Here is a 26,591-nt window from a genome sequence, read left to right as displayed (position 1 = left end):
TCACCACCCCAGGAGGACCCAGCACATGGCCGGAGAGACCACCATCACGATCGTCGGGAACCTGACCGCCGATCCCGAGCTGCGGTTCACGCAGAGCGGGGCCGCCGTCGTGAACTTCACGATCGCGTCGACGCCGCGCACCTTCGACCGGCAGACCAACGAGTGGAAGGACGGCGACGCGCTGTTCATGCGCTGCTCGGGCTGGAAGCAACTCGCCGAGAACATCGCCGAATCGCTGGCGAAGGGCTCGGCGGTCATCGCCCAGGGCCGGCTCAAGCAGCGGTCCTACGAGACCAAAGAGGGCGAGAAGCGCACCGTCGTGGAGCTGGAGGTCGACGAGATCGGCCCGACCCTGAAGTGGGCGACCGCCAAGGTCACCAAGGCGAGCCGCGGAGGCGGCGGCCAGGGCGGCGGCGGGCAGCGGCAGCAGGGCGGCGGCTACGGCCAGCAGACCCAGCAGCGTGGCGGCGCACCCGCCGACGACCCGTGGGCCACGCCCTACGGTCGCGCGCAATACAGCAGCGAGGAACCCCCGTTCTGACCCGACCCGCCGGGCGCCCACCACCGGGCGCCCGGCACCCCGGAGGTGACCATGGCCCCACCCCGTATCCGCCACTCAATCGGCGACGCACTCCGCAACGTCGCCCGCGCCCGTCGGCTCGCAATTGGGCCCCGCGACCTCGCCGCGCTCACCGTCGCCGCCGCCGACGCCGTCCCCGACGACACAACCGTCGTGCCCAGGCCGACCGCCGGAAGCGCACTCACCCCGAAACCCCACGCCACCCCGGCCGACGCACGCGCCATTGCCCACCGCATCGAAACCACCTGGAACCGGACATGACCAACCGCATCCCCAGCTACCACCACACCGACCACGCCGGAGACGAACTCACCATCGAACCGCTCAGCCTGGCCGAGGGCCCCGGCGTGGTCATCACCGCCGCCGACGTCGGCGTGTTCATCCGCCCCGACGACGCCGAATCGGTCATCGCCGCCATCCGCCGCGGCTGCGGCCTCGACCCGGCTCCCGCGCCCGGCCGGCTCGACTTGGCCCCGATCATCGCGGACCTGCACACCGCCGCCACACCGCCCAACGGCGACGGCCTGGTCAACGCCACCATGACCGACTCGTTCCAGGCACTCGAACGCATCTCCGACCGACACGTCCTCGACCTGCTCGACTTGGCCGAGGCCCAGCGGCTGCGTGCCGAGAACGCCCGCCTCGACACCGCGCTGATCGAGGCTGCCCGCGACGGCGACCAGGACGACGACCTGGCGGACGACGGCGAGCCGACGCTGGAATCGCTGCTGGAGACCATCGAGGCGGCCGACGCCGACCGCGACCGGCTCACCGCCGAACTCGCCAGGGTGCGCTCCGACTTCGCAGCAGTGGTCACCACAACCGCCGAATGGATCCGCGCCTCCAACGACGGCGAGGGCGTCGACGCCGACGATCTCGCAACCGCCCTGGAGAACATCATCGGCGCCGCCCGCCTGGCTGGCGACCAGCGGCGGTTCTACCTCGACCGCCGGGTCGACGTTACCGGCGCATCCGGCCCCGGCCGGGTCGCCGACGGCGTGCTGTGGCCCGACGGAACCGTCACCGTCCGCTGGCGCGGCGCCCGCCCCTCGACCGTCAACTGGTCCAGCATCGACGACGCCATCACTATCCACGGCCACGGCGGCGCCACCGTCATCACCTGGATCGACCCCGAAGGCCAGTCATGACCGCCGCACGGCCGTTCCGCATCATCACCGCCGGCGGTCGGATTCTCCACGGCGCCCAACTCCCCCTCTCCGGCCGGTGCTTCGCGGAGGACGAGACCACCGGCCCGATCACCGCCGCCACGTCCACCGAGGCCCTGCTGGACGCCTACCCCGGCGCCCGCATCGAGTGGATCGGTACCCAGCCCGACGAAAGCTGAGACAGGCTGCGGGCCCGCGTCCGTGGGGGGTTCGACGCGGGCCCGGCAGACGGGGTCCACGTAGGCAGGCCCGTGGACCCCGTCCCGGTGTGCCACCTGGGGGAAGCCGCGCCGGACCCCGGACGCTACGCCCCAACTGTCCAAATGACAGCTGCAATTCCGCTTTGAGATACAACCGAGACCAGCACGACGACGACCAGGAGCACGACGTGAACAGCCTCCCCCTGCCGGCCGACGCTCCGCCGGCCGACGTCATCGCCGAGCACTGGGCCGACCTGCGGGCCGCCGCCGTACCCGGCACCCGCCGGCCGCGCGCCAGCCACATCGGGCGGCACCTGGCCGACGCCATCGCCGAACGCGACCGGATCGAGCGGCAGGAACGGTCGGTGCTCGGCCGCGGCACCGCCCCGGCCGCCGCCGACCTGAGCGCCCTCGACGTCATGCGCGTCGTAGAGCACGCGGTGCTGTACGTCGAGGCCGAGATCCGAACCGCCCTGGGACTCGCCCTCTACCGTCGCCCCGCCGGCAACCCCGGGACGGTCCCGGCGGCGTGTGCGGACCTGGCCGTGTACCGGGCCATGATCACCGGCGAGTGGGTCAAGTGGGCCGACGCCACCCTCCGCCCCGTGGCCCGACAGATCCTCACCGTCCTCGGCCTGGGCGACGCCCGCCCGATCCGGCTGCTTCAGCCATGCCCGTGGTGCGGGTCGGTACTGATGGCGCGGCCGGCGCACCCTCTCGGCCCGCACATCGAGTGCACCGGCCGCCGGGTCATCTGCAAGGCGCCGTCGTCCACCTGGATCCAGGGTCGGCCGATGTGGCGCTGGGACGATCTGGCCGACCTCGGCCGCGCGCTCGATGCGCCGCTGCGGGCCGACCGCCCGGAGTTGGTGACCGACGTGGAACTGGCCGGGCGGGCGCCTGGGTTGACCGAGGGCGAGCGTGACCGGCTGTACGACGAACTGACGCCCGGGGCTGCGTGACCGGACACCGGGCGTCGGACACGGCATGGCCGGTGCCCGGACACGAATCCGCCAACCGTGCGGATGTGATGCGCCAACCGGTCGGCTCGGCGGCGAACTGGGCGACATAACCAACCCGTTGATCGGACGCGAACGCGACCACCCGGCCACAGCGTCGGACACCACCGGACACGAGAGGCTACCCATGACCGACCCCACCGGCGGACCCGCCATTCCGGACACCCACGCCCCCGACAACGACGTCAACCCGATCTGCGGCCACCACCGCCGCGCAAAATGCCTCGGCTGCGGATCCTGCGCCACCTGCGACGCCTGCTACTGCGGCGAGGACGGCGAACCGCTGTCCCACGCGTCTGCGTCGGACACCTGGTCGGGCGAGGAACGCGACTTCCACACCAACCCGTTCGACTACTGACCACGATGATCAGTTGCGCGCGCAGGACGCCGCCGCCTAACCTGATCCGAGTTATCCACAGCCTGTGAATCCGGCATGCCCGGAAACAGCCCGAGAGCCCCGAGCCAATCCTGGTCGGGGCTCTCGCCCGTTCCCGAGACGCCGCCCATCCGTGACCACGACGATGGCCGAATGGGGCAATGCAACGCAACGACACGAGGCGGTCGACGATGCCGCCGGGTCACCCTCTGGTCCAACCGCTGTTGGCAGCACGGAGGTAGCCGGCGCGGGAACCACTCAGGTGGGCTGACTCGACGCCAGAAGCGAGAGCTCATCCGCCGCACTTCCCAGAGCAACTACCGAACCGGGTGCGCTTCCTGCCTGCCGTTCGTCATGTTCGGCCTGGTCGTGGTCCTTGCTGTCGTACTTGGGTAACCCACGCGAAGCACGGTCGTTGACCCGTCGTGGCCCGCGTCTCCCCGTCGCACGGCCACACCGGGCCCGTTGACATCCCCCGATCGGCGGGCCCGCACAACCCCCAGGCCGCCTCGACGGTCTAACCCAGGACATCCACACCCTGGGGGCACAGTGCAGCGCACCGCTCGATACGCAACGACCGCCGCCGCCCTGGCGGCGATGCTCCTCCTTGCCACCAGCTGCGGCGGAGACGACGACAAGGCCGAGCCGGTCAAGGCCGCCGGCCCGGCGACCGTCACACCCGATCCGCCGAAGGCGAGCACGCCGGCCGCTGCGGCGGTGCCGGCGTACACCGTGATCAACGAGTCGAAGAAGACCGTCAGCGGGAAGGCCGACCTGGTCGTTCCCGACGCCACGGTCGACCAGGCGCAGGCCGCGATCCGGGACTACGCCAAGGGGATCGGCGGCGGTCTCAAGGACGTGTCGGTCACCGTGGTCCGCGCGGCGGACGCCAAGGTGTATGTGTGCTCGGGCCGCTGGATCAAGGACGAGGCGGCGTCGAAGCTGTACACCGGCGGCAGCGTCAAGGCGGACAAGTGGCCGACCATCGCGATGAACTGTCCCGACCCGGGCGGCAAGAAGTAGCGCAGGAGGTTCGGCTGTGCCCACGCACGCGGTGACCCTGACCGGTCGAGGCACCCGGCACGCCCTGGTGGTCGACGGCGTCGACGTCTCGGATGCGGTGGCCGGCGTCGACCTGGTCGTCGAGGTCGACCGGCCGGCCCGGCTGGTCGCCACCCTCGCGGTGCAAGAGGTCACGGTCGACCAGGACGAGGTCGAGGTCCACCTGGCGCCGCAGGTGCATGCCGCGCTGGTGCTGCTCGGGTGGACGCCGCCGGCCGGCGGGGTGTGAGCGGTGGCCGGCCGGTCCGACCTGACGTCGCACGCCTACCGCACCCTGCGCGCGAGTGTCCTGGCCGAGGACGACACCTGTGTCCTGTGCGGGCATCCCGGGTCGGATGCCACCGACCACCTGGTGCCGGTCTCCCGGGGCGGCGCCGCCGTCGACCGCGACAACCTGGCGCCCATCCATGGGGTGGCCGGCTGCCCGACCTGCGGGCGCAAGTGCAACAACCTCAAGGGCAACCGGCCGTTGGCCCAGGTCTCGCGGCTCGTCACGTCGCGTGACTGGTACGCCGGTCCGGCCTGAGCCAACCGTTCTTTGGGGGAGGGCTCATCCCAGCCCCACGCCCAAACTGGCGTCTCTCCCCCCGCGGCGGCCGCCGCCGGGCCGCCCGCAGGCCCCTGACCTGCGCATATGCCCGAGGTGGGCTCGGCGGGTGGGTGACCGGGGGCGGCCATGGGGCCCCAACCGGCCGGTGTTGCGTCAAGCGGCGGGCCGCGGGGTGCCCGCCGCCGGGCCGACCTCCCGCCCGAGCCGGCTCGGGCCGCCGGGCGGGGACCACACACAGTGAGGGGAGAGGTCATGGGACCGGTCGAGGAGGCCGTCCAGCGCGACATCGAGGCCCTGGGTGACCTGGTCGGCGTCGAGGCGTCCCTGTCCGAGATGGCCTACGCGATGGCCCGGGGCATCGACGAGGGCGGCGGCGAGGACGGCCGGTTGCTGGCCGGGCTGAACAGGGAGCTGCGCGCCACCCTGGCCGCGCTGCTCGCGGGTCGGATGGTCGAGGAGGACGACGATGGCCTCGGAGACCTGGCGGCACCCGACTGAGTTCGCCGAGCAGCTGCGCGAGCTGTACGGCCTGGAGTGCCCGCCGCGGTGGGGTACGCCGCGGCGGCCCGAGCTGCCGACCCTGGGGCCGAAGGTCGCCGCGGTGATGACCCGGCTCGGGTATCCGCCGATGCCCTGGCAGCGGTACGTCCTCGACGTCGCCCTGGAACTGGACCCGGTCACGGGGGTGTTCGTGCACCGCGAGGTCGGTCTGTCGGTGCCGCGGCAGCAGGGCAAGACGCAGCAGCTCCTGGCCCTGATGGTGCATCGGGTCATGGCGTGGAAGCGGCAGAACGTGGTGTACGCCGCGCAGACCCGGGGGATGGCGCGGCAGCGGTTCGAGGACGAGTTCGTGGCCACGCTCGACGTGTCGTCGTTGCGGCGGCGGTACCGCACGCGGATGACGAACGGCAACGAGGCGATCCTGTGGTCGTCGACCCGGTCGAAGCTGGGCATTACCAGCAACACGGAGCGCGCCGGCCACGGGCCGAGTCTGGATCTGGGTGTGATCGACGAGGCGTTCGCCCACGAGGACGACCGCTTGGAGCAGGCGATGTCCCCGGCGATGCTGACCAAGGCCATGGGTCAGTTGTGGTGGGCGTCGGCCGGGGGCACCGACCGGAGCGTGTGGCTCAACCGCAAGCGCGAGACCGGCCGCACCCTGATCGAGGCACTGTGGGAGACGGGCGAGCACCCCGCGTCGGCGTACTTCGAGTGGTACGCGCCGGCCGAGCTGAGGCGGGACGACCCGGCGACCTGGCGCACCTGCATGCCGGCGCTCGGTCACACCGTCACCGAGGCGGTTGTGCGCTCGGAGCTCGACAAGCTGGAGCCGGCCGAGTTCGACCGTGCCTACCTGAACAGGACCCGGGTCAAGCAGCCGGCGGCCGACCCGAACGTGCCGCGGGGTGGATGGGCCGGGCTCGTCGACGCCGGGTCGCAGGCCGGTGTCGATGTGGCGTTCGCGATCGACGTGGCCGGGCGCCGGGACACGGCGTCGATCGCGGTGGCGTCGGTGCGGCCGGACGGCCGCCTGCACGTGGAGATCGTCGACCAACGGCCGGGCACGGATTGGCTGGTGCCCGCCGTGGTGCGGTTGTCCGCGTTGTGGGATCCGGTTGCCGTGGCGGTTGCCGGCGGGTCGCCCGCGGCCGCGCTGATCGACGACCTGGTCGCTGCCGGACTGCGGGCGACCGGGCAGGACGAGCCGTTGCGCGGTGACCTGGTGATCGTGCGATCCAACGATGTCGTCGAGGCGTGCGGGCAGTTCGCCGACGCGATGCGCCAGGGCACGCTCGTCCACCTCGACCAGGCGCCGCTGACCGGCGCGGTCAACGGCGCCCGTACGCGTCCGGTCGGCGATGCGTGGGCGTGGCACCGTCGCGGCTCGTCCGTCGACGTCGCGCCGCTGGTCGCGGCAACCCTCGCGCGGTGGGCGCTGCTGACCCGGGCCAATGTCGCCGACGACTACGACGTTCTCGAATCGGTCTTCTAGGAAGGGAGCGCGCGTGCGAGACGTCGTCACCACCTTGCTCGACGTGCTGGGCCTGCTGTTGGTCGCCGCGGGCGCGGGCGCGGCGTTGGTGCCCCTGATCGGGTGGGCGGGTCTGGTCGCGAGCGGCGCCGTCGTCCTGGTCGGTTCCTCGGCGGCGGCCCGCGTCGCCGGGAGGGGTGGGCGGTCGTGAGTCTGTTCACGCGCCGGTCCGGCCCGCACCCCACCGCCGACCAGTTGATTCCCACCCGCACCGATCGGCGCGTCGGCATTGCGACCGTCACCAACGAGACCGCGTTGCGGCACAGTGCGATCTGGTCGTGTCTGCGGCTGCGGGCGAACCTGGTGTCGACGATGCCGGTGGACGTCTACCGCCGGGTCGGTGGTCTGAAGGTCGAGGTGCCCACGCCGCCGGTCCTGGTCACCCCGGGCGGCGACCGGGTCGGCATTCAGGAGTGGCTTTACGCCACCCAGTTCGACCTCGACCGCGCCGGCAACTGCTTCGGGTTGATCACCGCCCGGGACGGGTTGGGGCTGCCGGCCCGTATCGACCTGGTGTCGCTGGCGGATGTGAGCGTGCTCCACCGGGCCGACGGGATCACGTACCGCATCGGCGGCACCGTGTACCAGCCGGACGAGGTGTGGCACGAACGCCAGTACACCGTGGCGGGTTTGCCGGTCGGCCTGTCGCCGGTGGCGTACGCGTCCTGGTCGATCGGCGAGTACCTGTCGATCCAGCAGTTCGCCCTGGACTGGTTCGGCGGCGGGGCGATCCCCTCGGCGCACCTGCGCAACACCGCCAAGACCATCACGGCGGACCAGGCCGACGAGACCAAGCGCAGGTTCAAGAGCGCCACGCAGAACCGGGACCTGTTCGTCACCGGCAACGATTGGGAGTACAAGCCCATCCAGGCCGAGGCGTCCGCCGCAGGCTGGGTCGACGCCAAACGATTCGGGATCGGGGACATCGCCAGGTTCTTCGACGTGCCGGGCGACCTGATCGACGCCGGCGTGTCCGGCAGTTCGATGACCTACGCGAACATCAGCCAACGCAACCTCCAGTTCCTGATCATGAATCTGGGGCCGGCGATCTTCCGCCGTGAGGACGCGCTGTCCCGGCTCACGTCGCGGCCGCGGTTCGTCAAGCTCAACTCCGACGCGCTGTTGCGGATGGATCCGGCGGCGCGGGCCCAGGCCATCCGGACGCAGATCGAGGCCCGCGTCCTGGCGCCGTCCGAGGCGCGTGCGCTGGAGGACCGGCAGCCGTTCACCGACGCGCAACTCGCCGAGTTCGACCGGCTGTTCGGCGGACCCAAGACCACACCGACCACCGCGACATCGGGAGCATTGTCATGACCTCACCGGCCGGCCTGCGCGCCGCCGCCGCGACCGCCCGCCGCTCGGCCGCCGGCACCGCCCCGATGGCGGTGCCGCGCGACCGGCCCGAGACACCCGAGCTCCGGTTCGGTGCGAAGCTCCGCGCCAAGCTGGTCGACCGGGACGGCTTGCAGTACTACCAGGTCGAGGGCTACGCGTCGGCGTTCGAGCAGGGCTACGAGATGTGGGACATGTTCGGCCCCTACACCGAGATCGTCTCCGCCGGCGCCGCGGACGCGACGCTGGCCGCGAACCCCGAGGTCGTGTTCCGGTTCAACCACGCCGGTACCCCGATGGCCGGCACCCGCAACGGCCGGCTGGAGCTGTGGGCCGACGACGCCGGCCTCGGCTGCCGGGCCTGGCTCAACCCCAAGCGCAGCGATGTGCAACTGCTGGTGCAGGCGATCGAGGACGACGACGTGCGCGAGCAGTCGTTCATGTTCCGCATCACCTCGGGCCGCTGGTCCCCGGACTACTCCGAGTACCGCATCGAGGCGTTCGACCTGGAACGCGGCGACGTCGGCCCGGTCACCTACGGCGCGAACCCGCACACCTCCATCAGCGCACGGTCCGGCGAATTCCTCGCGTCGATCCCCACCCTGCCGCCGCTGGTCGCCCAGGAGGCGTACGCGCTCCTGGGCCGCCGCGGCGACGTCGGCGACACCGCCCCGCTCGCACACCCGGCGCCGGCGGCGCCCGCCGCCCGGGCCGCAGCGCCCGTGGGGCGGTCGATCGCGATGGTCCGCACCCGCCTGCTGGTCCAGGACGACGCCGAGACCTGAGCCACCGCACCGCCCCCCTTCGTGTACGCCGTCCGGCAGATCGCCCGGAGGCGCGACCCCCGACGCGGACCGGCAGATCACCCGTGCCGCACCGGGTCACGCATCACACCCAACTCCCGATCCACCGGAAGGACTTCGGCATGCCCGGAATCGACGACCTCATCGCCTCCATCGAGGTCGAGCAGGAGGCCGCGAAGAAGCGCCGCACTAAGTGCGGCAAGGAGATCGAGCTCATCCTGGCGAAGGCCCAGCAGGACGGGCGCTCGGCGCTGAGCGCCGAGGAGGACGAACGCGTCGCCGAGCTGTTCGCCGCGCGCGACCAGGCCGCCGCCGACATCGAGGGCATCGGCAACAAGCTCGCCAACGCCAACAAGATCAAGACGGAGGAGATGGAACGTGCCGCGGCACAGCGCGAGGTCGCGCCGACGCAGACCCGGGCGCCGGCCTACGACCGCGTCGCCCGGGTGGGCACCGAGGAGCGCACCTACCGGCCCGACACCGACCGGCGCGGCAAGCAGTTCCTGATGGACATCAGCCGGCAGTTCCTCTTTCAGGACGTCGAGGCGGCCGGCCGGCTGTCGCGGCACATGGCCGAGGAACGCATCGAGCGCGCGGAGTACATGGCGCGCGCGGTCGGCACCGGCGCGTTCGCGGGTCTGACCGTGCCGCAGTACCTGACCGACCTGTACGCGCCGGCCACCGCCGCCCTGCGCCCGTTCGCCGACGTGTGCAACCGCCACGAGCTGCCCGAGCAGGGCATGAGCGTGAACATCTCGCGCATCACCACCGCGTCCTCGGCCGAGATCCAGGCAGCGGAGAACGCGGCGGTGTCCGAGACGAACATGGACGACACCCTGCTGACCGTGCCGGTGCAGACCGCCGCCGGGCAGCAGACCGTGTCCCGGCAGGCGATCGACCGAGGTACCGGCATCGAGGACGTCACGATGCAGGACCTGTTCAACCGGGTCGCCACCAAGCTCGACGCCACGCTCCTCAACCAGGCCACCACGGGTCTGACGAACGTGGCCACTGCGCTGGCGTACACCGACGGCACGCCCACCGGCGCCGAGATGTACCCGAAGATCCTCGGCGCCGCCGCGGGCGTGGAGGCCGCGCTGCTGGCGATGGGCCGGCCCACGCACGCGGTGATGCACTCGCGCCGTTGGTACTGGCTCTCCAGCCAGATGTCGAGCACCTGGCCGCTGATCAACTGGTCGGGAGTGCCCGTCCAGGCGAGCGGCACCGCCGACTCGGCCAGCAGCTACGGCAGCGGCCCGCGCGGCGTCCTGCCCTGCGGGCTGGAGGTGATCGTCGACAACAACATCGCCACCAACTACGGCACCGGCACCAACGAGGACGAGCTGTACGTCGTCCCCGCGAGCGAGTGCCACCTGTGGGAGGACCCGAACGCGCCGCTGTTCATCCGCGCCGAGCAGGCCGCGGCCGCGAACCTCGGCGTGCTCCTGGTCGCCTACTCCTACTTCGCGTACACCTTCGGCCGATACGCGAACGGCATGCAGAAGGTCGGCGGCACCGGCCTGGTCACGCCCGCGTTCTGATCCGCGACGTCGGCGGCCGCCGCCCTCGGGCCCGCGGCCGCCGACGCACACCCCTCTCGGGAGGAGACCGACACGATGGGCCTGCGCCCCGTGTCCGGTGACGTCGCGCTGCCGCTGGCCGCGCGCACCACCGGCACCCACACCGGCAGCCCGGTCACCGCCGCCGGTTATGCCGCCGACGTTGTACTGACCGTCCATTGCACCGCCGCATCCGGCACACCGACCCTGGACTGCTCCCTCGAGGAGTCGGGCAACGGTACCGACTGGACCGCGGTCCCCGGCAGCGGCACCGCCCAACTCACCGGCGTCGGCAACCGGATTGCCGCCGCCACCATCACCCGGCCCTACGTGCGCGTCACCTCGACCGTCGCCGGCACCACGCCCAGCGTCACCTACCGCGCGGTCCTGCTGGTGGTGCCCGAATGAGCGAGGACACCATGACCCCCGACGTCCCCGACGACCGCACCCGACGCGAGATCGCCGCCCTGCTGCGCGAACGCGCCGTCTACCTGTCGCAGAACCGCACCGACCGCGCCGCCGAGGTCACTCGGGAGCTGGCGGCGCGCGGGCACCACGACGACACCACCGACGACCGGCCGGTGACCGACCCGGGCGGCGGGCCCGTCGACCGCACCCCCGACCCCGGTCGACACACCGCCGCTCCCGTGCCGACGCCGACCGGGCCCATCGGCACGCGCCGGGCGGCCGGCGGCCGCCGCAGCCGCGGCCGGGCACCCGACGACGCCGACGAGTAACCCCGATGGCCAACGAATACACCAACCTCGTCGCGCTCAAGGCACAACTACGCCTCGACCCCGACGACACCACCGCCGATGCGCTGCTCACCCAAGCCATCGCCACCGCAAGCCGGTTCGTCGAGCGGCTGACCGGCCGCCGGTTCTGGCTCGACCCGGCACCCGTCCAACGGATCTACCGGCCGACGCTGCGGGCGATGCGCGACCACGACGGCGAACACCTCCTGGTCGACGACATCGGCAGCCTCGACGGCCTGGTCGTCGAACTCGGTGGGCCCGGGTCCTGGACCACGACGACGAACTACGAGACCACGCCCGACAACGCCCTCACGGACCTGGAGCCGATCACCGCCCTCAGCCGCCGCACCGGCGAATGGGACGCGGGCTACGGCCTGTCCCGGGTGCGCGTCACCGCCCGATGGGGATGGCCCGCGATCCCGGACGACGTCGTGCAGGCCACCCAGATCCAGGCGCTGCGGCTGTATCGCCGCAAGGACTCGCCCGAGGGCGTGCTCGGCTCCGCCGACTGGGGCGTCATGCGTCTGGGACGCGTCGACCCGGACGTCGCGGGCCTGCTCGAAGCGCTCCGGCTGCCCGGCTTCGGATAGGAGGTTCGACGTGCAGATCTCCGCCGTGCGCGCGGCCATCGCCACCGCCGCCCGCGCCGTCGTCCTGCCCTCCGGCGTCGGCAAGCTCACGTGCTCCGGATACACCCCGGACAGCGTGGTCGAACCGCACTTCTTCGTCGGCGAGTACAGCGTCGAGTTCGACCGTGTCTTCGGCCGCGGCCAGGACCAGGTCGAGTTCACGTGCAGGGTCCTGGTCGGCCGCGGCGACGACCGATCCGCGCAGCGCCACCTCGACGCGATGCTCTCCGGCGCCGGACCCGCGTCCCTCAAGCAGGCGATCGAAGCGGCCCGCGGCGCGCCGGGCGAGGCCGCGCTGGGCGGTCTCGCGGACGACCTTCACGTGACCCGCATCGCCGGCTACCGCTGGTACGAGCACGCCGGTACCCAGTACGTCGGCGCCGAACTGACCATCCGCGTGATCGGGGACGGTGACTGACCCATGACCAAGATGATCCTGCTCGGCGTGCGGGCGTTCGCCGCCGGTGTCGACCTGACCGGCGCCTCGACCAAGGTCGAGATCTCCGCCGAGGTCGAGGACAAGGACGCCACAACCTACGGGTCCGGCGGCTGGAAGGAAGTCCTGGGCGGCCTGTCCTCGGCGGAGATTGCCGCCGAGGGCTACTGGGAGGCTGGCGACCCGAGCATGGTCGACGACGCGTCGTGGGCCCAGTTCGGCGGCATCGGGCCCTGGACGATCGGCCCGGCGGGCGCCGCCGTCGGCGACCTCGCCTACTTCACCCAGGCCCTGCGCGCGGACTACGGCCTCGGCGACCAGGTCGGCGAGATCGCGCCCTGGAAGGGCACCGCCAAATCCAGTTGGCCCCTGGTGCGCGGCAGCATCGCGCATCCGCCCGGCACCGCCCGCACGGTCACCGGCGTCGGCACCGCGATGCAGCTCGGCGCGGTGCCCGCCGGGAAGCGGCTGTACGCCGCGCTGCACGTGCTCTCGGTCGCCGGCACCGCCGGCCCGAGCATCACCGCACGCGTCGAGTCGGACGACGCCATCGGATTCCCCAGCCCCACCACCCGCGCCACGTTCACCGCGGCGACCGCGCCCGGCGGCCAGACGCTGCGCACCGACGGGACCGCGATCACCGACACCTACTACCGGCTCGCGTGGACCATCACCGGCACCACCCCCTCGTTCATGCTCGCCGCCGCCCTCGGAATCAGGTGACCCCATGCCCAAGATGGTCCTGCTCGCCGCCTACGTCTCGATCAACGCCAACGACCTGTCCTCCTACGCCACGAAGGCCGAGGTCTCGGTCGAGGTCGAGGACAAGGACGTCACCACCTACGCATCGCTCGGGTGGAAGGAAGTCCTGGGCGGTCTCAAGTCCGGTGAAGTGGCCCTGGAGTTCAAGCAGGACTTCGCCGCGACCAAACTGGACTCGATCATGTGGCCGCTCCTGGGCCAGGTCGTGCCGTTCGAGGTGCGCGCCGACCAGGCCGCCGTCGGCACCTCGAACCCGAAATACACCGGCAGCCTGCTGATCAACGGCTGGAACCCCCTCGAAGGCGGCGTCGGCGACGACGCGAGCGTGAAGGTGTCCTATCCCACGTCCGGCGCGGTCACTCGGGCGACGGCCTGATGTCCAGGCCCGACCCGCCGGTCGACCTCAGTGTCAGTCACGACGGCCTTGACGCCCTCGTCCGCGCGATCCGCGCCGAGGCCGACGGCAAGGAACTCCGCAAGGAACTCGCGCAGAACCTGCGCGCCGCCTTGGCTCCGGCGATCCAGGACGCCCGCTCGGGAATCATGGGCATGGCGTCCGCCGGGATGGGCACCGCGTCCCCCGGGCTGCGGGCCTCGATCGCCCGCCGCATCCGCAACGAGGTCAAGCTGGGCGGCCGCTGGTCCGGCGCCCGGGTCAAGGCCCGCAAGACGCCGAACATCCGCGGGTTCGCGAACGCCCCCAAGCGCACCCAGCAGGAGACGTGGCGCACGCAGATCTACAAGACCGACGTGTGGCACGAACAGCGCGGCTCGCTCGACTGGTTCGACCGGGCGATGGCCCGCCGCGGGCACCTGTACGCCGAGGCCATCCGCGACGCCATGGAGTCCATGGCCGCCCGCATCGCCAACCGCATCCCACCCACCTAGGAGCACGCGTGTACTTGGTCTACCACCCCGAGGGTGCCGAGGAGCCGACCCGGTGGCGCTACGACCCGCGCCGGTTGATGTCCGTCGAGCGGGAGGACCTGGAGCGCCGGACGGACCGCTCGTTCGGCCAGTTCACCAAGGACGTCGTGGAGGGACACGCCCTGTGCCGGCGTGCGCTGTTGTTCACGTTCCTGCGCCGCGAACACCCCAAACTGCGATTCGGCGACGTCGATTTCGCCTGGGACGAACTCACGCTGGAGTTCTCCCGGGCCGAGCTGCTGACGCTGCGGGCCGAGGCGGTCGAGAACCTGCGCGGTGACGAACTCGCCGCGGTCCTGTCGCAGTTGGACACCGAGATCGAGACCGCCTACGACGACCGGGCGCACGAGGGAAAAGCGCCGCCGCCGACCGCCGACTAGGGCAGCTCGGCAACGCGGCGCACCTGCTCGGCATCCGGCCCTGGGAGTGGGCGTCCATGACCGTCGAGGACACCGACGAGGTCCTGGCGTGGCTCGACGCCTACAAGAAGGCCACCGACGAAGCGATCGACAAGGCACGACGGAGGTGACGGCACCATGACGGACACCTCGCTCGTGTTCAACCTGATCGCGAAGGACCGGGCGTCGGGTCAGCTCAACGCGATGAAGGAGAAGTTCACCGCCGCCGCCACCGCGATCAGCGCGGGCATCGCCGGCGCCCTCGGCAAGGGCGTCGCCGATTCGCTCGACATGGGCCGGGCGAACAGCGTGATGGCCGCGCAGCTCGACCTGACGGGCGACCAGGCCGCGCGCGTCGCCCGCCTGTCGGGCACCGCGTTCAAGGCGGGGTTCGGCGAGAGCATCCAGGACGTGAACACCGCCCTGATCGGGGTGACCAGCTCGGTCAGCTCGCTCGGGACGACCAGCGACGCCGAGCTGGTGCGGATGACCAAACAGGCCACGGCCCTGGGCGAGGTGTTCGAGTTCGACATCGGCGAGACCGCCACCGCCGCCGGCCAGCTCATCAAGACGGGCCTGGCCAAGAACGGCACCGAGGCGTTCGACCTGATCACCTCGGCCGCCCAGTCCCTGCCCAAGAGCATGCAGGCCGACCTGCCAGCCACAATCAACGAATACTCCACCCAGTTCAGACGATTGGGCTTGGACGGCACCACCGCGATGGCGCTGCTCGCCCAGGGCGTCAAGGGCGGCGCCCGCGACATCGACCAGGTCGCCGACGCCATCGGCCAGTTCGGCGAACTCGCCCTGGCCGGCGGGCAGGCCGCGAAGGACGCGTTCAAGAGCATCGGCCTGGACGCCGACGACATGGCGGCGAAGATCGCCAAGGGTGGGCCGACCGCCGCGTCCGCACTCCAGATCACCCTGGACGCGCTGCGCGGCACCAAGGACGAGTCCACGAAACTCAACGCTGCCACGGCGCTGTTCGGCGACCCGGGCACCGTGATGGCCGACGCCCTGTTCGCGCTGAACCCCGCCAGCGCGGCGGCGGCCACCGGCATGGACAACACCGCCGGCGCCGCCACCCGCATGACGGACACCCTCTCGAAGGACCCGTCACGCAAGCTGGAGGCGTTCAAGCGCACCGCGATGGCGAAACTCGCCGACATCGGCGGCGTGATCGTGCAGTTCGGGCAGACACACCAGCAGTACATGCGGCCCGTGCTGCTGACCCTGGCGGGCCTGGCCGCGGCGGTCCTGATCGTCAAGGCGGGCATGATGGCCTGGGCCGCCGCGCAGGTCGTGTGGTCCGGCGCCACCGCCGCGGCGACCGCCGTGCAGTGGCTGTGGAACGCGGCCATGGCCGCCTCCCCGATCACCTGGGTGATCATCGGGATCATCGCCCTGATCGCCACGATCGTGCTCCTGTGGCAGCACAGCGAGACGTTCCGCGCGATCGTGACCGGCGCGTGGAACGCGACCTGGTCGACGATCCAGTCGGTCGCGGGCTGGTTCACCGGCACCCTGTGGCCCGGAGTCGTGGCCGTCTGGGACGGGATCGCCGGCGGCGCCATCGCCATGGGCGACGGCATCCGCGACACCTTCAACGGCGTGATGTCCTGGCTCGGCGCGCTCCCGGGACGCGTGACCAGCGCCACGGCCGGCATGTGGAACGGCATCTCGGACGGGTTCCGGGGCGCCGTGAACGGCGTGATCGGCGGCTGGAACCGGCTCAGTTTCACCGTCGGCGGCGGCTCGTTCATGGGCGTGAGCATCCCGTCGTTCACCCTGGGCACCCCCGACATCCCCTACCTGGCGCGCGGTGGTGACATCGTCCGCGGCGGCCGGGTCGTCGTCGGCGACGCCGGCCCGGAAGTCCTCGACCTGCCCACCGGCGCCCGCGTCACACCGCTCTCGCGCGCGGGAGGGGGAGGCGACGGGACCGTGCGCCTGGTCCTCGACGTCACCGGCGCCGACGAGGACCTGAAACGCATGATCCGCCGCATGGTCCGCGTCGACGGACGCGGCAGCGCGCAGGTCGCATTCGGCACCTGAAAGGAGCGAGCACCGTGGCGTTTCCGCAGACCCCGCTGCCTGTGCGCGTCGACCTCAGCGTCGGCGGCACCTGGACCGACATCACCGGCGACGTGTACCTGCGCGATGCGATCACCATTACCCGCGGCCGCGCCGACGAGGCCGCCCGCGTCGACGCCGGCAAATGCACCCTCACCCTCAACAACCGCTCCGGGAAGTACTCGCCGCGGAACCCGACGAGCCCCTACTACGGGCGCATCGGCCGCAACACGCCGATCCGGGTGACGGTCGCCGCCGGGCCGACCGCCCTGGACCTGCCCGGCACCGCGGGCGCCCGGGCGTCGACACCCGACACCGCCGCCCTGGACATCACCGGCGACATCGACATCCGCCTCGACGCCACCCTGGACAACTGGTTCACCGGCGGCACCGTCGAACTCATCGCGAAATGGGGCAGCGGAACCGACCGCGCCTGGCGGCTCCTGGTCCAGCGCGGCTACCTGTACCTCGCCTGGTTCGACAGCGGCGGCGCGTTCCTCCAACCGGGCACCACCACCGCGATCGACCTCCCCCCGACCGATCGCCTGGCGGTACGCGCGACCCTCGACGTCAACAACGGCGCCGGCGAATACACGGCCACCTTCTACCAGGCGCCGACCATCGCCGGCCCCTGGACCATGATCGGCGCGCCCGTCACCGGCACCACCGGCACCACCGCCCTCGTCGCCGGCGGCGCACCCCTCCAGATCGGCGACCTGACCGGGTTCACGTTCACCCCGGCATCCGGCCGGGTCCACGCCGCGCAGGTCCGCAACGGCATCAACGGCACGATCGTCGCGGACCCGCAATTCGCCGCCCAGGCCGCCGGCACCACCTCGTTCGTCGACTCCGCCGGCCGCGCCTGGAGCGTCACCGGCACCGCGGTCGGCAACCGCGCCACGCGCTTCGTCGGCGAGGTGTCCGCATGGCCCGCCCGGTGGGACGTGTCCGGCCGGGACGTGTGGGTGCCGCTCCAGGCCGCCGGCGTCCTGCGCCGCCTCGGCCAGGGCGCGTCCCCCCTGGACTCCACGCTGCGCCGGCGCATCCCGTCGCGCTCGCCCCTGGCCTATTGGCCGATGGAGGAGGAGCGCGACGCGACCCGCGCCTACTCGCCCATCGCGAACGTCGACCCTCTGGCCGTCGACGGGTTCTCGTTCGCCGCGGACGACACCCTGGCCGGATCGTCGGCGCTGCCCACGATCAACGCCGCCGCGTCGATGAGTGCCACCGTGCCCACCCCCGCCGTGCCGACCGGGCAATGGTGCATCGAGTTCGTGTACTTCGTGCCCGCCGACTCGATCCCCACCGTCGGGTCGGAGATCATCGGCTGGCGCTCCGCCGGCACCGCCATCCGATGGCACGTCACCGCCCGCGACGGCGAGTTCTTCCTCCAGGCGTTCGACGATGCCGGCGGACTGCCCGTCAACATCGCGATCCTCGTCGACGGCAAGTTCGGCGGGTGGGTGCGTCAACAGGTGTCGGTCACCCAGAACGGGTCCGACGTCGACTGGCTGATCCGGTGGGACAACATCGGTGGCGACGCCGGCCAACTGACGGGGACCTACCCGGGTGATGCCGGCGCGATCACCAGCATCGACACCGTGTTCGGCGCCCAACTCGACAAGACGCGCATCGGGCACCTGGCCGTCTTCGCCACCGACACGACCGACGCGTACGCCCTCGCCGACCACGGGTTCAACCACGAGACGGCCGGTGCCCGCATCGCCCGCCTGGCCGGCGAGGAAGGCATCACCGCCCGGGTCTACGGCAACGTCGACGACCAGGTGTCGATGGGACCCCAACGCCCCGACACCCTCCTCACGCTCCTGCAGGACGCCGCCGACGCGGACGGCGGCGTGCTGTACGAGGCCCGCGACACCGTCGCCCTGTGCTATCGACCCCGCACCTCCCTCTACAACCAGACACCGCGGCTCGCCCTCGACTACGCCGCGCCGGGCGAGGTCGCGCCGCCCCTGGAGCCGGTCGACGACGACCAGGCGGTCCGCAACGACGTCACCGTCACCCGCGCCGGCGGCTCCTCCGCGCGCGCCGTCGACACCACCACACCGCTGTCGACCCTGCCGCCGCCGACCGGCGTCGGCCGCTACGACGAGGCGATCACCCTCAACCTCGCCGACGACACCCAGCCCGCCGACCACGCCGGGTGGCGCCTGCACCTGGGCACCTGGAACGAGGCCCGCTACCCCCTCGTACACGTCGACCTCGCCGCCGCGCCCCACCTGACGGCCGCCGCCATCACCCTCGACGTCGGCGACCGCCTCACCATCGCCCACCCGCCCGCGTGGCTGCCACCCGACCCCATCGACCTCATCGCCCAGGGCTACACCGAGACCATCGGCGCCTACAGCTGGGACCTCGGACTCACCTGCACACCCGCCGGGCCCTGGACCGTCGGCATCGCCGACACCGACCGCGTCGACACCGACGGCTCCGAACTCGCCGCCGCCGCCTCGACGACCGCCACGACCCTGTCCGTCGCGGTCACCGACGGCCCGCTGTGGACCACCGCCGGCACCGAGACGCCGTTCGACATCCGCGTCGCCGGCGAAGTCATGACCGTCACCGCGATCAGCGGCGCGAGTTCGCCGCAGACGTTCACCGTCGTGCGCTCCGTCAACGGCGTCGTCAAACCCCAGGACGCCGGGGCGGACGTGCGCCTGGCCCGGCCGACCGTCGTCGCCCTGTAGGAGGAACCCCCGTGTCCACCACGGTTTGGCAGCCCGGCATGCGCATCACCGCGAACCGGCTCAATTCACCGCCGCCGCTGTTCACCGTCAACCAGGCCGCGGCCCAATCCATCGCCGCCGCCACCTGGGTGGCCATCACCTGGCCCACGCCCGCCGTCGACACCTACGTCGGCTGGAACATCGGCGCGCCCACCCGCTACACCGCACAACTCACCGGCTGGTACACCATCTGCGGCGCCATCGCCTGGGCCGTCAACGGCACCGGCGCCCGCGGCGTGTTCCTCTACAAGAACGGCGCACCCGTCCTCGGCCACGGCGCGTTCTGCGCACCCACACCCGCCCAGGTCACCGTCGCCACCACACCGACCCGAGACCTGTACCTCAACGCCGGCGACTACGTCGACCTGCGCGGCAGCCAGGCATCCGGCGGACCCCTCAACACCGTCGTCACCTCCGACGTCACCTCCGGCCTGTCGATGCGCTGGACCCACGCCTGACCCAGTCACCACCAACGCCCCGCGCCGCCGGCCGGGGCATTTCGCATGCCCCAAGGAGGCACCCCGATGGCCTGGTATGCCGGCGCCCGCAAGCGCGAACTACAACCCGAATCCGACTCCCAGCCCGCCATCCGCCCCACCCAGTTGATCCTCCACTCGATCGCCGCGCCGTGGTCCGGCGAACGGATGTACGAGTACTGGCACGACTCGACCAACCTGGAGTCGCACTTCGGCTGCGCGTACGACGGCGGGTTGTGGCAGTACATCGGCACCGAGACCCGCGCCGACGCCAACGCCTCGGCGAACCGGCGGGCCGACGGCACCGGCGCGGTCAGCGTGGAGAGCGCGAGCAACCTGGAGCACACCGACCCGTGGACGGATGAGCAGGTGGACAGCCTGATCCGGCTGGGCGTGTGGCTGCACGAGCGGCATGACCTGCCGCTGCGGATCTGCCGCACCTGGGACGACCCGGGTTACGGCTATCACGGCCTGTTCGCCCAGTGGTCGTTGGGCGGGACGGCGTGCCCGGGTCGCGCGCGGATCGAGCAGTTCCACGATCTGGTGTTCCCGGGCATTGCGTCCGGTGATGGCGGGTCGGTGCCGACCACGCCGCCGGATCGTCCCGAGATCTCGCTGTCCCGGCTGATGGCGGCGGCGCGGTCCAACCCGGCCGCGGCGGGAACGCCGGTGACGTACTCCGGCGTGCGGCAGGTGGAGAACTCTCTGGTCGGCGAGGGCCTGCTGGCGCTCGACCTGGCGGACGGCCATTACGGCACCGCGACGGTCCGCGCGTACGCCGCGTGGCAGCGGCGCCTCGGCTACACCGGCTCGGATGCGGACGGCATCCCGGGCCGCACCTCACTGGAGCGCCTCGGCGCCAAGCACGGATTCAAGGTGATCGCATGATGACTCGGCTGTTCTGGCGCGCTACCGGTGAGCGCGCGGTGCGCACGGCCGCCCAGTCCCTGCTCGCGGTCGCGGGCGTGGACGGTATCGGCCTGCTGGACATCGACTGGGCCGCGGCCGGGTCGGTGGCGGGCGCCGCCGCGTTGGCGTCGGTACTGACCTCGGTCGTGCTCTCGGGCGTCGGACCCACCGGACCGGGCCTGACCGAGGCGGCGACGTCGACCAGGCACACGCTGCCGCCGACTGCCTGATCGGCATGCCGGCGTGATGGAGGTACGTGCATGGACGCTGCCATGGTCACGGCGATTGCCGCACTGGTGGGCGCGCCGTTGGCTGCGGCGGCGGCCATGTACGGATCGCGGCAGTCCGGGCGCGCGCAACGGGAGGGCGGAGTGATCGGCGGTTACAACAGCCTCACGGATCAGCTCCAGGAGGAGCGCGGTGATCTCCGCCAGCAGGTCCAGGATCTGCGGCGCGAGCTGGCCGCCGAGCGGTCGGCGAAGGCCGCCCTCGAGGCAGAGTGCTCGCTGTTGCGCGCGCAGCTGGCGGCGTTGGGCGGTGGACCGTGACCCGAACTCAGCGCGTACTCGCGCGGCAGTGGCGTTGGCTGGCGCTGGTCGCGGTGCTGCTGACTCTGGCCGGCGCGGTGCTGTTGGTGTGGATCCGGGTGTCGGCCGAGTCGGGCCGCGCGGACCGGATCGCGGCGGAGTCCGAGCGCCGGGCGGCTGCGGTCGCCGTGCTGGCGGATGATGTCCGGGCGATGCGCGCCCAGGTGCAGGCGACCGGCGGCACGCCGGTGGTGCCGGACCCGGGCGCGTCGGTGCCGGACCTGCCGGCGCGTGCGGGCGAACGCGGCCCGGCCGGTCCGCCTGGTCCTGCCGGTCCGCCCGGCCGGGACGGCGACTCGATCCCGGGGCCGGCCGGGCCGGGCGGGCAGCCGGGCGCGCCGGGTGAATCGGTTGCCGGTCCGGCCGGTGTCGACGGCGCTGCAGGGCCTGCGGGTCCTGCCGGTCCGGCGGGCCCTGCAGGAGCGGACGGTCCGGCGGGTCCTGCAGGAGCGGACGGCCGGGACGGCGCGCCCGGCCCGATGTGCCCGGCCGGGTACTCGCTCACGGCCCCGGCGTGGGATCCGGCGGCGCTGGTGTGCCGCCGCGACGGCGTGCCCGCACCGACCACGCCGCCGACGCTGCCGCCGAGCACCGAGCCGGCAACACGTCGGCGATGAACGACAACGGCCCGCCCCACATGGGGGCGGGCCGGCTTCGTCGTGTCCGGCTACTGGTCGGGGTTGTCGCCGCGAACCAGGCGCTCGTAGCCCCGCTGCTCGGCGGCCTGGGCGGCGGGCCCGGTGACGATCGTGGTGATCAGCGCGTCGCGCATCGCCGCAACCTCGGCGGGCGATGCCTGCGTGCCGCCCGCTGCCAGGACGATGGCGCTGATCCGCTCCAGGCTGATGCCCGAGACGCGGGCGAGGGCGGACACGGCGACGCCGCGGGCATGTGCGGCGGCGATGGCGGCGTGGGTGATCGGGTGGGCCGTGCCGTGTGCACGTACCGCTGCGGCAACGTCGTCGATGGCCAGCTGTTCGGCCTGCTCGCGCTCCTGCCGCAGGAGGACGGTGATCGCTCGAACCGTAGTGCCGGCGACCAGCGCGATCTCGGCCACGGGAACGCGGGCGCGGTGAGCGTCGAGCATCGCGGCGTGCAGTTCGACGGCGGCGGCAAGCAGCTGCCGCCGGTGGTCGGAGCGGTCGCCGATCGTGCCGCCCGCGGCCTGGGCGGCGGCGAGTCGGGTGCGTTCGGCGGCCGCGGCGGCAAGGCGATCGAGTGCGGCCTGGCGTTCGGCGGGTGTGCCGGTCACGGCGCGATGACGCCGTAGTCGTCGAAGCGGGTGCAACCGTGGTCCCACGCCAGCAGATCGGCGGCGGGCAGGGTCTCGGTACCCAGGCGGATGATGATGTTCTCGATCGTGGCCATCCACTGCGTACCGTCGTGGTCCATCGAGATGATCGTGCCTCGGTCGCGGCGGCCGTCGTCGTGGATCCGGATGGTCACGTAGTCGCCGATCGCCCACGGCGCGGGCGCGGGTTCGATGTCGGTGTTCATGGGTCCCTCGGTCGCATCGTGGGGAGTGGAGGCGCGGAGCGCGGTCGGTGCCGCCGTCGGGACGGCGCGGGGTAGACCTCCAGCCGGGCCCCTCCGACCGCGCTCTTCGTTGCCGATCGGTCCCTGCGCCGATCGGCTGTTGGGCCCCGGCCGGGTGAATATGCGGAGACCCCCGGCCGGGGTGCCGCGCGAATAGCCAGGGGATGGTTGGCCGTTCGTGCGGCGCTCGGGGGTCAGCCGTCCGTCGACCGCACTGGCGTTGCGCGCATGGTCTGGGCGAGATGCGCACCCAGCACCAAGTGCAGGTGCAGAGCCTGCTCGCGGGTGAGGTCGGTCTGCGGGAGGTGTATGCGTACAGGCCGGTCTGGATCCGGCGATGCCTCGACGGTGATGTCGCCGAGCGTGCACGTGGTACTGGAACGGCCGGTCATCGCGACTCCAGGGCAGCAGCGGCTGGTGTCATTCGACGCTAGTCCGCTGGAGTCGAGTAATCACGCCTGGTGAGGGCGGTCCTGGTTCAAGTTGAACCAGGGGTGCTCGTGATCGACGATGAACTTCACGCACATTCCCGTAGCGTGGAATAGGTAGGGAGTACGCACAGCACCCAACCTCACGGAGCGGTGGTCATGGAGTACGGGGCATCCATCGGACAACGAGTAGCGAGGGCACGGCGTCAGCGTGGGTTGTCTCAGCCCGCCCTAGCCGAGCGTATGGGCGTAACGGCCGGATACATTTCGAAGGTCGAACGTGGTGCCGTGATCCTCGACCGCATCTCAGCCATAGCGGCATTTGCCGACGCCCTCGGCGTGGAACTGCCATACATGCTGGGCCAGCCACAGATGTTGATCCAGTCACCGGACGCCGAGGTCATGGGTATCCCCGCGATCGAGGCTGCGTTGATGCCGACGAGTCTGTTCGTGTCCTTCGCTCCGACCGATCGCGTCGAGGACTACGACGTCTCCGTCCTGGGGGAGGAGGCCGAAGCGATTTGGGCCGCCTACCAAGACGGCGAGTACGCGACCATGGGCGAGCGCCTGCCGTCGCTGATCGCCCGATGCCAGGCTGCACACACCGCTGCTGGCGTTGGATCGAAGGCGAAGACGGCCGCAGTTCTGACAATGGTCTACTGCGCAACCAAGAGTCTGCTCGTGCAGGTGGGCGAACTCAAGCTGGCGCACTTGGCCTTGGAGCGTGCCATCGGTGCGGCCGACCAGGCCGATGATCCGCTGCTGCGGCCTCTCGTGCTGTGGCATCTGGCCGCTGTACTGCTTGCCCAGGGGCGAACCGCGGACGCGCTGCACGTCGCTGAGGCCGAGGTGAACCGGCTCCACGACGAGACCGGCCGGGCTCGGCCGGAACTCCTGAGTCTGTACGGCGGACTCGCGCTCAAGGGCGTCGTGGCGGCGGCCCGCCTGGAGAAGGGGCTCCAGACATGGAGCCTGTGGGCCGAGGCTGAGGTTCAGGCTCGGCGCCTCGGTCGAGACCGAAACGACTACATGACGTTGTTCGGTCCAACAAACTGCCAGATGATCGCAACGACAGCCGGTGTCGATCTGTCCCAGCCCGAAGTCGCGCTGCGCCATCATGCCAAGATCAAGCCGGGCGCAATGTCGTCACCCGGGCGCGAATCTCGCCACCTGGTGACGGTGGCCCGAGCCCAGTGCAAGCTCGGTCAAGACACGCCGGCGCTCAAGACGTTGCTGGCCGCCGAACAGCTCGCGCCCGAACAACTCCGTTACAAGCCCATGGCTACCGAGGTCGTTCGCGAATTGCGGCGGCGCCATCGACCTGGCCGCCTGGAGGAGTTGGCCGCACGCATTGGTGCGGACGATACGTGATGGTGCGTGGTTGCAGCGATGGTTGCAGTTCGCCGCTGTCCGTATCAGTTCGTATCAGCCGTTTGCCCAGGTCAGAGACAGATACGGACCCCTGCGAATCGATACGTACAACGGTCTCGCGAGCTTTTAATCCGCGGGTTCAGGGTTCGATCCCCTGACGGCCCACCCCGCTGTGTCCTTCCCGGCCGGTCAGGATGGTCTGTGGCTCCGCTCTGCGGGGAGCGCATCCGGGTGCGAGCGCAATTGGAACATATCGCTGGGCGTCGTGTGATCCGCCGCTACGGCCTCGGGTCGGCTCTTTGTCTCAGAAGGGCGTGGGTTCGGCTCGGTGTGATCCTCGACCGACTCGAGCGGTCTTTGTCGGCTGGTTTCTCGTGGTCGGCTGCGTGGATGCGGATGGACGGCTTGCGCCGCGGGCTCGGAAAATTGGTTGGTTGGTGGTGGGGGGCTGGATACGGTGGGTGGCATGCACCTCTTTCAGATGTACGGCTGACGCGGCAGGGGCTTCGCCTCCGAGTTGCCCGGGCCGGGCGTGTGTGCGCTTGTGGTTTGCGCCGCCGGTCGGGTTGCCGGGCTGCCGTGTTATCCCGCCGTTGATGTGAAGAGAGAGTGCTGATGTCTCGTCGTTCTGGTCATGCTGCGCGAAACGCGCGAACCGCTCATATTGCGATGATCGGCATACCCGCTGTCAGCCATGTGTTGCCGAGTCTCGAGGTCTTGCGGGAGTTGGTGGGCCGTGGGTATCGGGTGACCTACGCCAACGATCCGGCCGTTGCCGATTTGGTTGTGCCGACCGGGGTCGAGTTCGTGGCGTATCGGTCGACGTTGCCGGTTGCGGACAATGACTGGCCCGCCGACGCGATCGGGGCGATGGGGGTCTTTTTGGATGATGCGATTCAGGCGTTGCCGCAGTTGCGTGCGGTGTACGACCGTGATCCCGCCGATCTGTACCTGTACGACATCGGTGCCTACGCGGCTCGGGCGTTGGCCGAGGGGCAGGGGCGGCCGATCGTGCAGTTGTCGCCGACGTACGTGGCCTGGAAGGGCTACGAGGACGAGGTGTTGCCGGGGATGAAGGCGCTGCCGGGAGCGGATGCCTATTGGGCCCGGTTCGCCGACTGGCTCGCTCGCTCCGGGGCGACCACCACCGATGTGGATCGCTTCGGCGGTCGGCCCCGGCGGGTCGTGGCCACCGTGCCGCGGGCCATGCAACCGTTCGCCGACCGCGTCGACACCGACGTGGTCGACTTCGTCGGGCCGTGCCTGGGTCGCCGGGCGGATCAGGGGGAGTGGCGCCGTCCGGCCGACGCGGAGCGGGTGTTGCTGATCTCGCTGGGTTCGGCCTTCACCCGGCAGCCGGAGTTCTATCGGAACTGCCTTGCCGCGTTCGGCGATTTGCCGGGGTGGCATGTGGTGTTGCAGATCGGTCGGTACGTCGATCCGGCCGACCTCGGCGAGTTGCCGGGCAATGTCGAACTGCACGCCTGGGTCCCGCAGTTGGCCATCCTCGAACAGGCCGACGCGTTCGTCACGCACGCCGGGATGGGCGGGTGCGGCGAGGGGCTGATGACCGGGGTTCCGATGATTGCCGTGCCGCAGGCCGCCGATCAGTTCGCGAACGCGGACCGCCTGGTCGAACTGGGCGTGGCCCGACGGCTGGACACCGCCGACGCCACACCCGAAGCCCTGCGCGGCGCCCTCCTCGCGCTGACCGCCGACCCGGCGGTGGCCGCCCGCTCGGCCGAATTGCGGGAGCGGGCCAGGGCCGAGGGCGGCACCGGGCGCGCCGCCGACCTGATCGAGGCCGAGCTGGGCTGACCCGGACACCGGTCCGCACGACGAGGCGCCCCGCATCCGGCTCGATGCCGGGTCCGGGGC

At 71.4% G+C, this 26,591-nt stretch carries 35 protein-coding genes; 32 read left to right on the top strand and 3 right to left on the bottom strand.

The genetic code is table 11. The annotated features are described in order from the left end of the window. The first annotated feature begins 25 nt into the window (after positions 1 to 25). The 30 genes from B4N89_RS13575 (at position 26) to B4N89_RS13440 (ending at position 21,995) form a co-directional block, all read left to right on the top strand. Positions 26 to 541 carry a single-stranded DNA-binding protein gene (locus B4N89_RS13575; RefSeq protein ID WP_078976099.1) on the top strand — a complete coding sequence of 172 codons (516 nt, stop codon included), beginning with the start codon at positions 26 to 28 and terminating at the stop codon, positions 539 to 541. A 51-nt stretch (positions 542 to 592) separates the two neighbouring features. Further along, positions 593 to 841 (top strand): hypothetical protein, encoded by a 249-nt coding sequence (locus B4N89_RS48965; RefSeq protein WP_143657948.1) that lies wholly within the window; start codon positions 593 to 595, stop codon positions 839 to 841. After that, entirely contained in the window at positions 838 to 1,728 is an 891-nt protein-coding gene (locus tag B4N89_RS51355; RefSeq protein WP_235618605.1) for a hypothetical protein, read from the top strand. The genes B4N89_RS48965 and B4N89_RS51355 overlap by 4 nt, the downstream gene beginning before the upstream one ends. Next, on the top strand, positions 1,725 to 1,925 hold the full coding sequence (locus tag B4N89_RS13565) for a hypothetical protein (RefSeq protein WP_078976098.1): 201 nt from the start codon (positions 1,725 to 1,727) through the stop codon (positions 1,923 to 1,925). Before B4N89_RS51355 ends, B4N89_RS13565 begins: the two co-directional genes overlap by 4 nt. Before the next feature lie 164 nt (positions 1,926 to 2,089). After that, positions 2,090 to 2,908, top strand: a complete 819-nt coding sequence (locus B4N89_RS13560; RefSeq protein WP_078976097.1) for a hypothetical protein — start codon at positions 2,090 to 2,092, stop codon at positions 2,906 to 2,908. Positions 2,909 to 3,092: 184 nt separating this feature from the next. After that, positions 3,093 to 3,323 (top strand): hypothetical protein, encoded by a 231-nt coding sequence (locus B4N89_RS13555; RefSeq protein ID WP_078976096.1) that lies wholly within the window; start codon positions 3,093 to 3,095, stop codon positions 3,321 to 3,323. Positions 3,324 to 3,890: 567 nt separating this feature from the next. Further along, complete coding sequence (locus tag B4N89_RS13550; RefSeq protein WP_078976095.1) at positions 3,891 to 4,364, top strand: hypothetical protein; 474 nt, start codon at positions 3,891 to 3,893, stop codon at positions 4,362 to 4,364. A gap of 16 nt (positions 4,365 to 4,380) precedes the next feature. Further along, entirely contained in the window at positions 4,381 to 4,632 is a 252-nt protein-coding gene (locus B4N89_RS49770; RefSeq protein WP_078976094.1) for a hypothetical protein, read from the top strand. Positions 4,633 to 4,635: 3 nt separating this feature from the next. Next, entirely contained in the window at positions 4,636 to 4,929 is a 294-nt protein-coding gene (locus B4N89_RS13540) for an HNH endonuclease (RefSeq protein WP_078976093.1), read from the top strand. A 276-nt stretch (positions 4,930 to 5,205) separates the two neighbouring features. Beyond that, positions 5,206 to 5,451: a hypothetical protein gene (locus B4N89_RS13535; RefSeq protein WP_078976092.1), complete on the top strand. Its 246-nt coding sequence runs from the start codon at positions 5,206 to 5,208 to the stop codon at positions 5,449 to 5,451. After that, a complete protein-coding gene (locus B4N89_RS13530; protein ID WP_107504166.1) occupies positions 5,420 to 6,946 on the top strand; it encodes a terminase large subunit domain-containing protein in 1,527 nt (508 codons plus the stop codon). Before B4N89_RS13535 ends, B4N89_RS13530 begins: the two co-directional genes overlap by 32 nt. Positions 6,947 to 6,959: 13 nt before the next feature. Next, positions 6,960 to 7,136: a hypothetical protein gene (locus tag B4N89_RS47685; protein ID WP_201260837.1), complete on the top strand. Its 177-nt coding sequence runs from the start codon at positions 6,960 to 6,962 to the stop codon at positions 7,134 to 7,136. After that, positions 7,133 to 8,299 (top strand): phage portal protein, encoded by a 1,167-nt coding sequence (locus B4N89_RS13525; RefSeq protein WP_078976091.1) that lies wholly within the window; start codon positions 7,133 to 7,135, stop codon positions 8,297 to 8,299. The genes B4N89_RS47685 and B4N89_RS13525 overlap by 4 nt, the downstream gene beginning before the upstream one ends. Beyond that, positions 8,296 to 9,102 carry an HK97 family phage prohead protease gene (locus tag B4N89_RS13520; protein ID WP_078976090.1) on the top strand — a complete coding sequence of 269 codons (807 nt, stop codon included), beginning with the start codon at positions 8,296 to 8,298 and terminating at the stop codon, positions 9,100 to 9,102. The genes B4N89_RS13525 and B4N89_RS13520 overlap by 4 nt, the downstream gene beginning before the upstream one ends. Positions 9,103 to 9,242: 140 nt before the next feature. Continuing rightward, a complete protein-coding gene (locus B4N89_RS13515) occupies positions 9,243 to 10,661 on the top strand; it encodes a phage major capsid protein (RefSeq protein ID WP_235618604.1) in 1,419 nt (472 codons plus the stop codon). 75 nt (positions 10,662 to 10,736) lie between these two features. Further along, positions 10,737 to 11,087 (top strand): hypothetical protein, encoded by a 351-nt coding sequence (locus B4N89_RS13510; protein ID WP_078976088.1) that lies wholly within the window; start codon positions 10,737 to 10,739, stop codon positions 11,085 to 11,087. After that, positions 11,084 to 11,416: a hypothetical protein gene (locus B4N89_RS13505; RefSeq protein ID WP_143657947.1), complete on the top strand. Its 333-nt coding sequence runs from the start codon at positions 11,084 to 11,086 to the stop codon at positions 11,414 to 11,416. Before B4N89_RS13510 ends, B4N89_RS13505 begins: the two co-directional genes overlap by 4 nt. 5 nt (positions 11,417 to 11,421) lie before the next feature. Beyond that, on the top strand, positions 11,422 to 12,024 hold the full coding sequence (locus B4N89_RS13500; RefSeq protein WP_078976086.1) for a head-tail connector protein: 603 nt from the start codon (positions 11,422 to 11,424) through the stop codon (positions 12,022 to 12,024). Between the two features lie 10 nt (positions 12,025 to 12,034). Continuing rightward, positions 12,035 to 12,481, top strand: a complete 447-nt coding sequence (locus B4N89_RS13495; protein WP_078976085.1) for a hypothetical protein — start codon at positions 12,035 to 12,037, stop codon at positions 12,479 to 12,481. Between the two features lie 3 nt (positions 12,482 to 12,484). After that, positions 12,485 to 13,222 (top strand): hypothetical protein, encoded by a 738-nt coding sequence (locus B4N89_RS13490; protein WP_078976084.1) that lies wholly within the window; start codon positions 12,485 to 12,487, stop codon positions 13,220 to 13,222. Positions 13,223 to 13,226: 4 nt separating this feature from the next. Then, positions 13,227 to 13,637: a hypothetical protein gene (locus B4N89_RS13485; RefSeq protein ID WP_078976083.1), complete on the top strand. Its 411-nt coding sequence runs from the start codon at positions 13,227 to 13,229 to the stop codon at positions 13,635 to 13,637. Continuing rightward, complete coding sequence (locus B4N89_RS13480; RefSeq protein WP_078976082.1) at positions 13,637 to 14,149, top strand: hypothetical protein; 513 nt, start codon at positions 13,637 to 13,639, stop codon at positions 14,147 to 14,149. Before B4N89_RS13485 ends, B4N89_RS13480 begins: the two co-directional genes overlap by 1 nt. Before the next feature lie 8 nt (positions 14,150 to 14,157). Continuing rightward, the gene (locus tag B4N89_RS13475) at positions 14,158 to 14,568 is read left to right on the top strand and encodes a hypothetical protein (protein ID WP_078976081.1); all 411 of its coding nucleotides are present in this window, start codon (positions 14,158 to 14,160) and stop codon (positions 14,566 to 14,568) included. 156 nt (positions 14,569 to 14,724) lie between these two features. After that, positions 14,725 to 16,641 (top strand): phage tail tape measure protein, encoded by a 1,917-nt coding sequence (locus B4N89_RS13470; protein WP_078976080.1) that lies wholly within the window; start codon positions 14,725 to 14,727, stop codon positions 16,639 to 16,641. A 14-nt stretch (positions 16,642 to 16,655) separates the two neighbouring features. Then, complete coding sequence (locus tag B4N89_RS13465) at positions 16,656 to 19,367, top strand: hypothetical protein (protein ID WP_078976079.1); 2,712 nt, start codon at positions 16,656 to 16,658, stop codon at positions 19,365 to 19,367. An 11-nt stretch (positions 19,368 to 19,378) separates the two neighbouring features. Then, the gene (locus B4N89_RS13460) at positions 19,379 to 19,864 is read left to right on the top strand and encodes a hypothetical protein (protein ID WP_078976078.1); all 486 of its coding nucleotides are present in this window, start codon (positions 19,379 to 19,381) and stop codon (positions 19,862 to 19,864) included. 66 nt (positions 19,865 to 19,930) lie between these two features. After that, positions 19,931 to 20,770 carry an N-acetylmuramoyl-L-alanine amidase gene (locus B4N89_RS13455; protein WP_078976077.1) on the top strand — a complete coding sequence of 280 codons (840 nt, stop codon included), beginning with the start codon at positions 19,931 to 19,933 and terminating at the stop codon, positions 20,768 to 20,770. Further along, positions 20,767 to 21,021, top strand: coding sequence for a holin (locus B4N89_RS13450; RefSeq protein ID WP_078976076.1), 255 nt, complete (start codon positions 20,767 to 20,769; stop codon positions 21,019 to 21,021). Before B4N89_RS13455 ends, B4N89_RS13450 begins: the two co-directional genes overlap by 4 nt. A 30-nt stretch (positions 21,022 to 21,051) precedes the next feature. After that, positions 21,052 to 21,339, top strand: coding sequence for a hypothetical protein (locus tag B4N89_RS13445; RefSeq protein ID WP_078976075.1), 288 nt, complete (start codon positions 21,052 to 21,054; stop codon positions 21,337 to 21,339). Beyond that, positions 21,336 to 21,995: a hypothetical protein gene (locus B4N89_RS13440; RefSeq protein WP_078976074.1), complete on the top strand. Its 660-nt coding sequence runs from the start codon at positions 21,336 to 21,338 to the stop codon at positions 21,993 to 21,995. The genes B4N89_RS13445 and B4N89_RS13440 overlap by 4 nt, the downstream gene beginning before the upstream one ends. Positions 21,996 to 22,045: 50 nt before the next feature. Here B4N89_RS13440 and B4N89_RS13435 read toward each other — a convergent pair whose 3' ends face one another. The 3 genes from B4N89_RS13435 to B4N89_RS13425 form a co-directional block, all read right to left on the bottom strand. Continuing rightward, on the bottom strand, positions 22,046 to 22,630 hold the full coding sequence (locus B4N89_RS13435) for a hypothetical protein (RefSeq protein ID WP_078976073.1): 585 nt from the start codon (positions 22,628 to 22,630) through the stop codon (positions 22,046 to 22,048). Further along, positions 22,627 to 22,875 carry a hypothetical protein gene (locus B4N89_RS13430; RefSeq protein ID WP_078976072.1) on the bottom strand — a complete coding sequence of 83 codons (249 nt, stop codon included), beginning with the start codon at positions 22,873 to 22,875 and terminating at the stop codon, positions 22,627 to 22,629. Before B4N89_RS13430 ends, B4N89_RS13435 begins: the two co-directional genes overlap by 4 nt. Before the next feature lie 233 nt (positions 22,876 to 23,108). After that, positions 23,109 to 23,306, bottom strand: coding sequence for a hypothetical protein (locus B4N89_RS13425; RefSeq protein ID WP_078976071.1), 198 nt, complete (start codon positions 23,304 to 23,306; stop codon positions 23,109 to 23,111). Positions 23,307 to 23,501: 195 nt separating this feature from the next. On the opposite strand from B4N89_RS13425, the gene B4N89_RS13420 reads away from it, so the two are divergent. Further along, positions 23,502 to 24,713, top strand: a complete 1,212-nt coding sequence (locus B4N89_RS13420; protein WP_143657946.1) for a helix-turn-helix domain-containing protein — start codon at positions 23,502 to 23,504, stop codon at positions 24,711 to 24,713. Positions 24,714 to 25,328: 615 nt separating this feature from the next. Then, complete coding sequence (locus B4N89_RS13415) at positions 25,329 to 26,531, top strand: macrolide family glycosyltransferase (RefSeq protein WP_078979345.1); 1,203 nt, start codon at positions 25,329 to 25,331, stop codon at positions 26,529 to 26,531. Positions 26,532 to 26,591 lie beyond the last annotated feature (60 nt).

This window comes from Embleya scabrispora, assembly GCF_002024165.1.
Lineage (GTDB): Bacteria > Actinomycetota > Actinomycetes > Streptomycetales > Streptomycetaceae > Embleya > Embleya scabrispora_A.
Note: the sequence above shows the minus strand (reverse complement) of the source record. Positions and strands in the feature narration are given on the sequence as shown.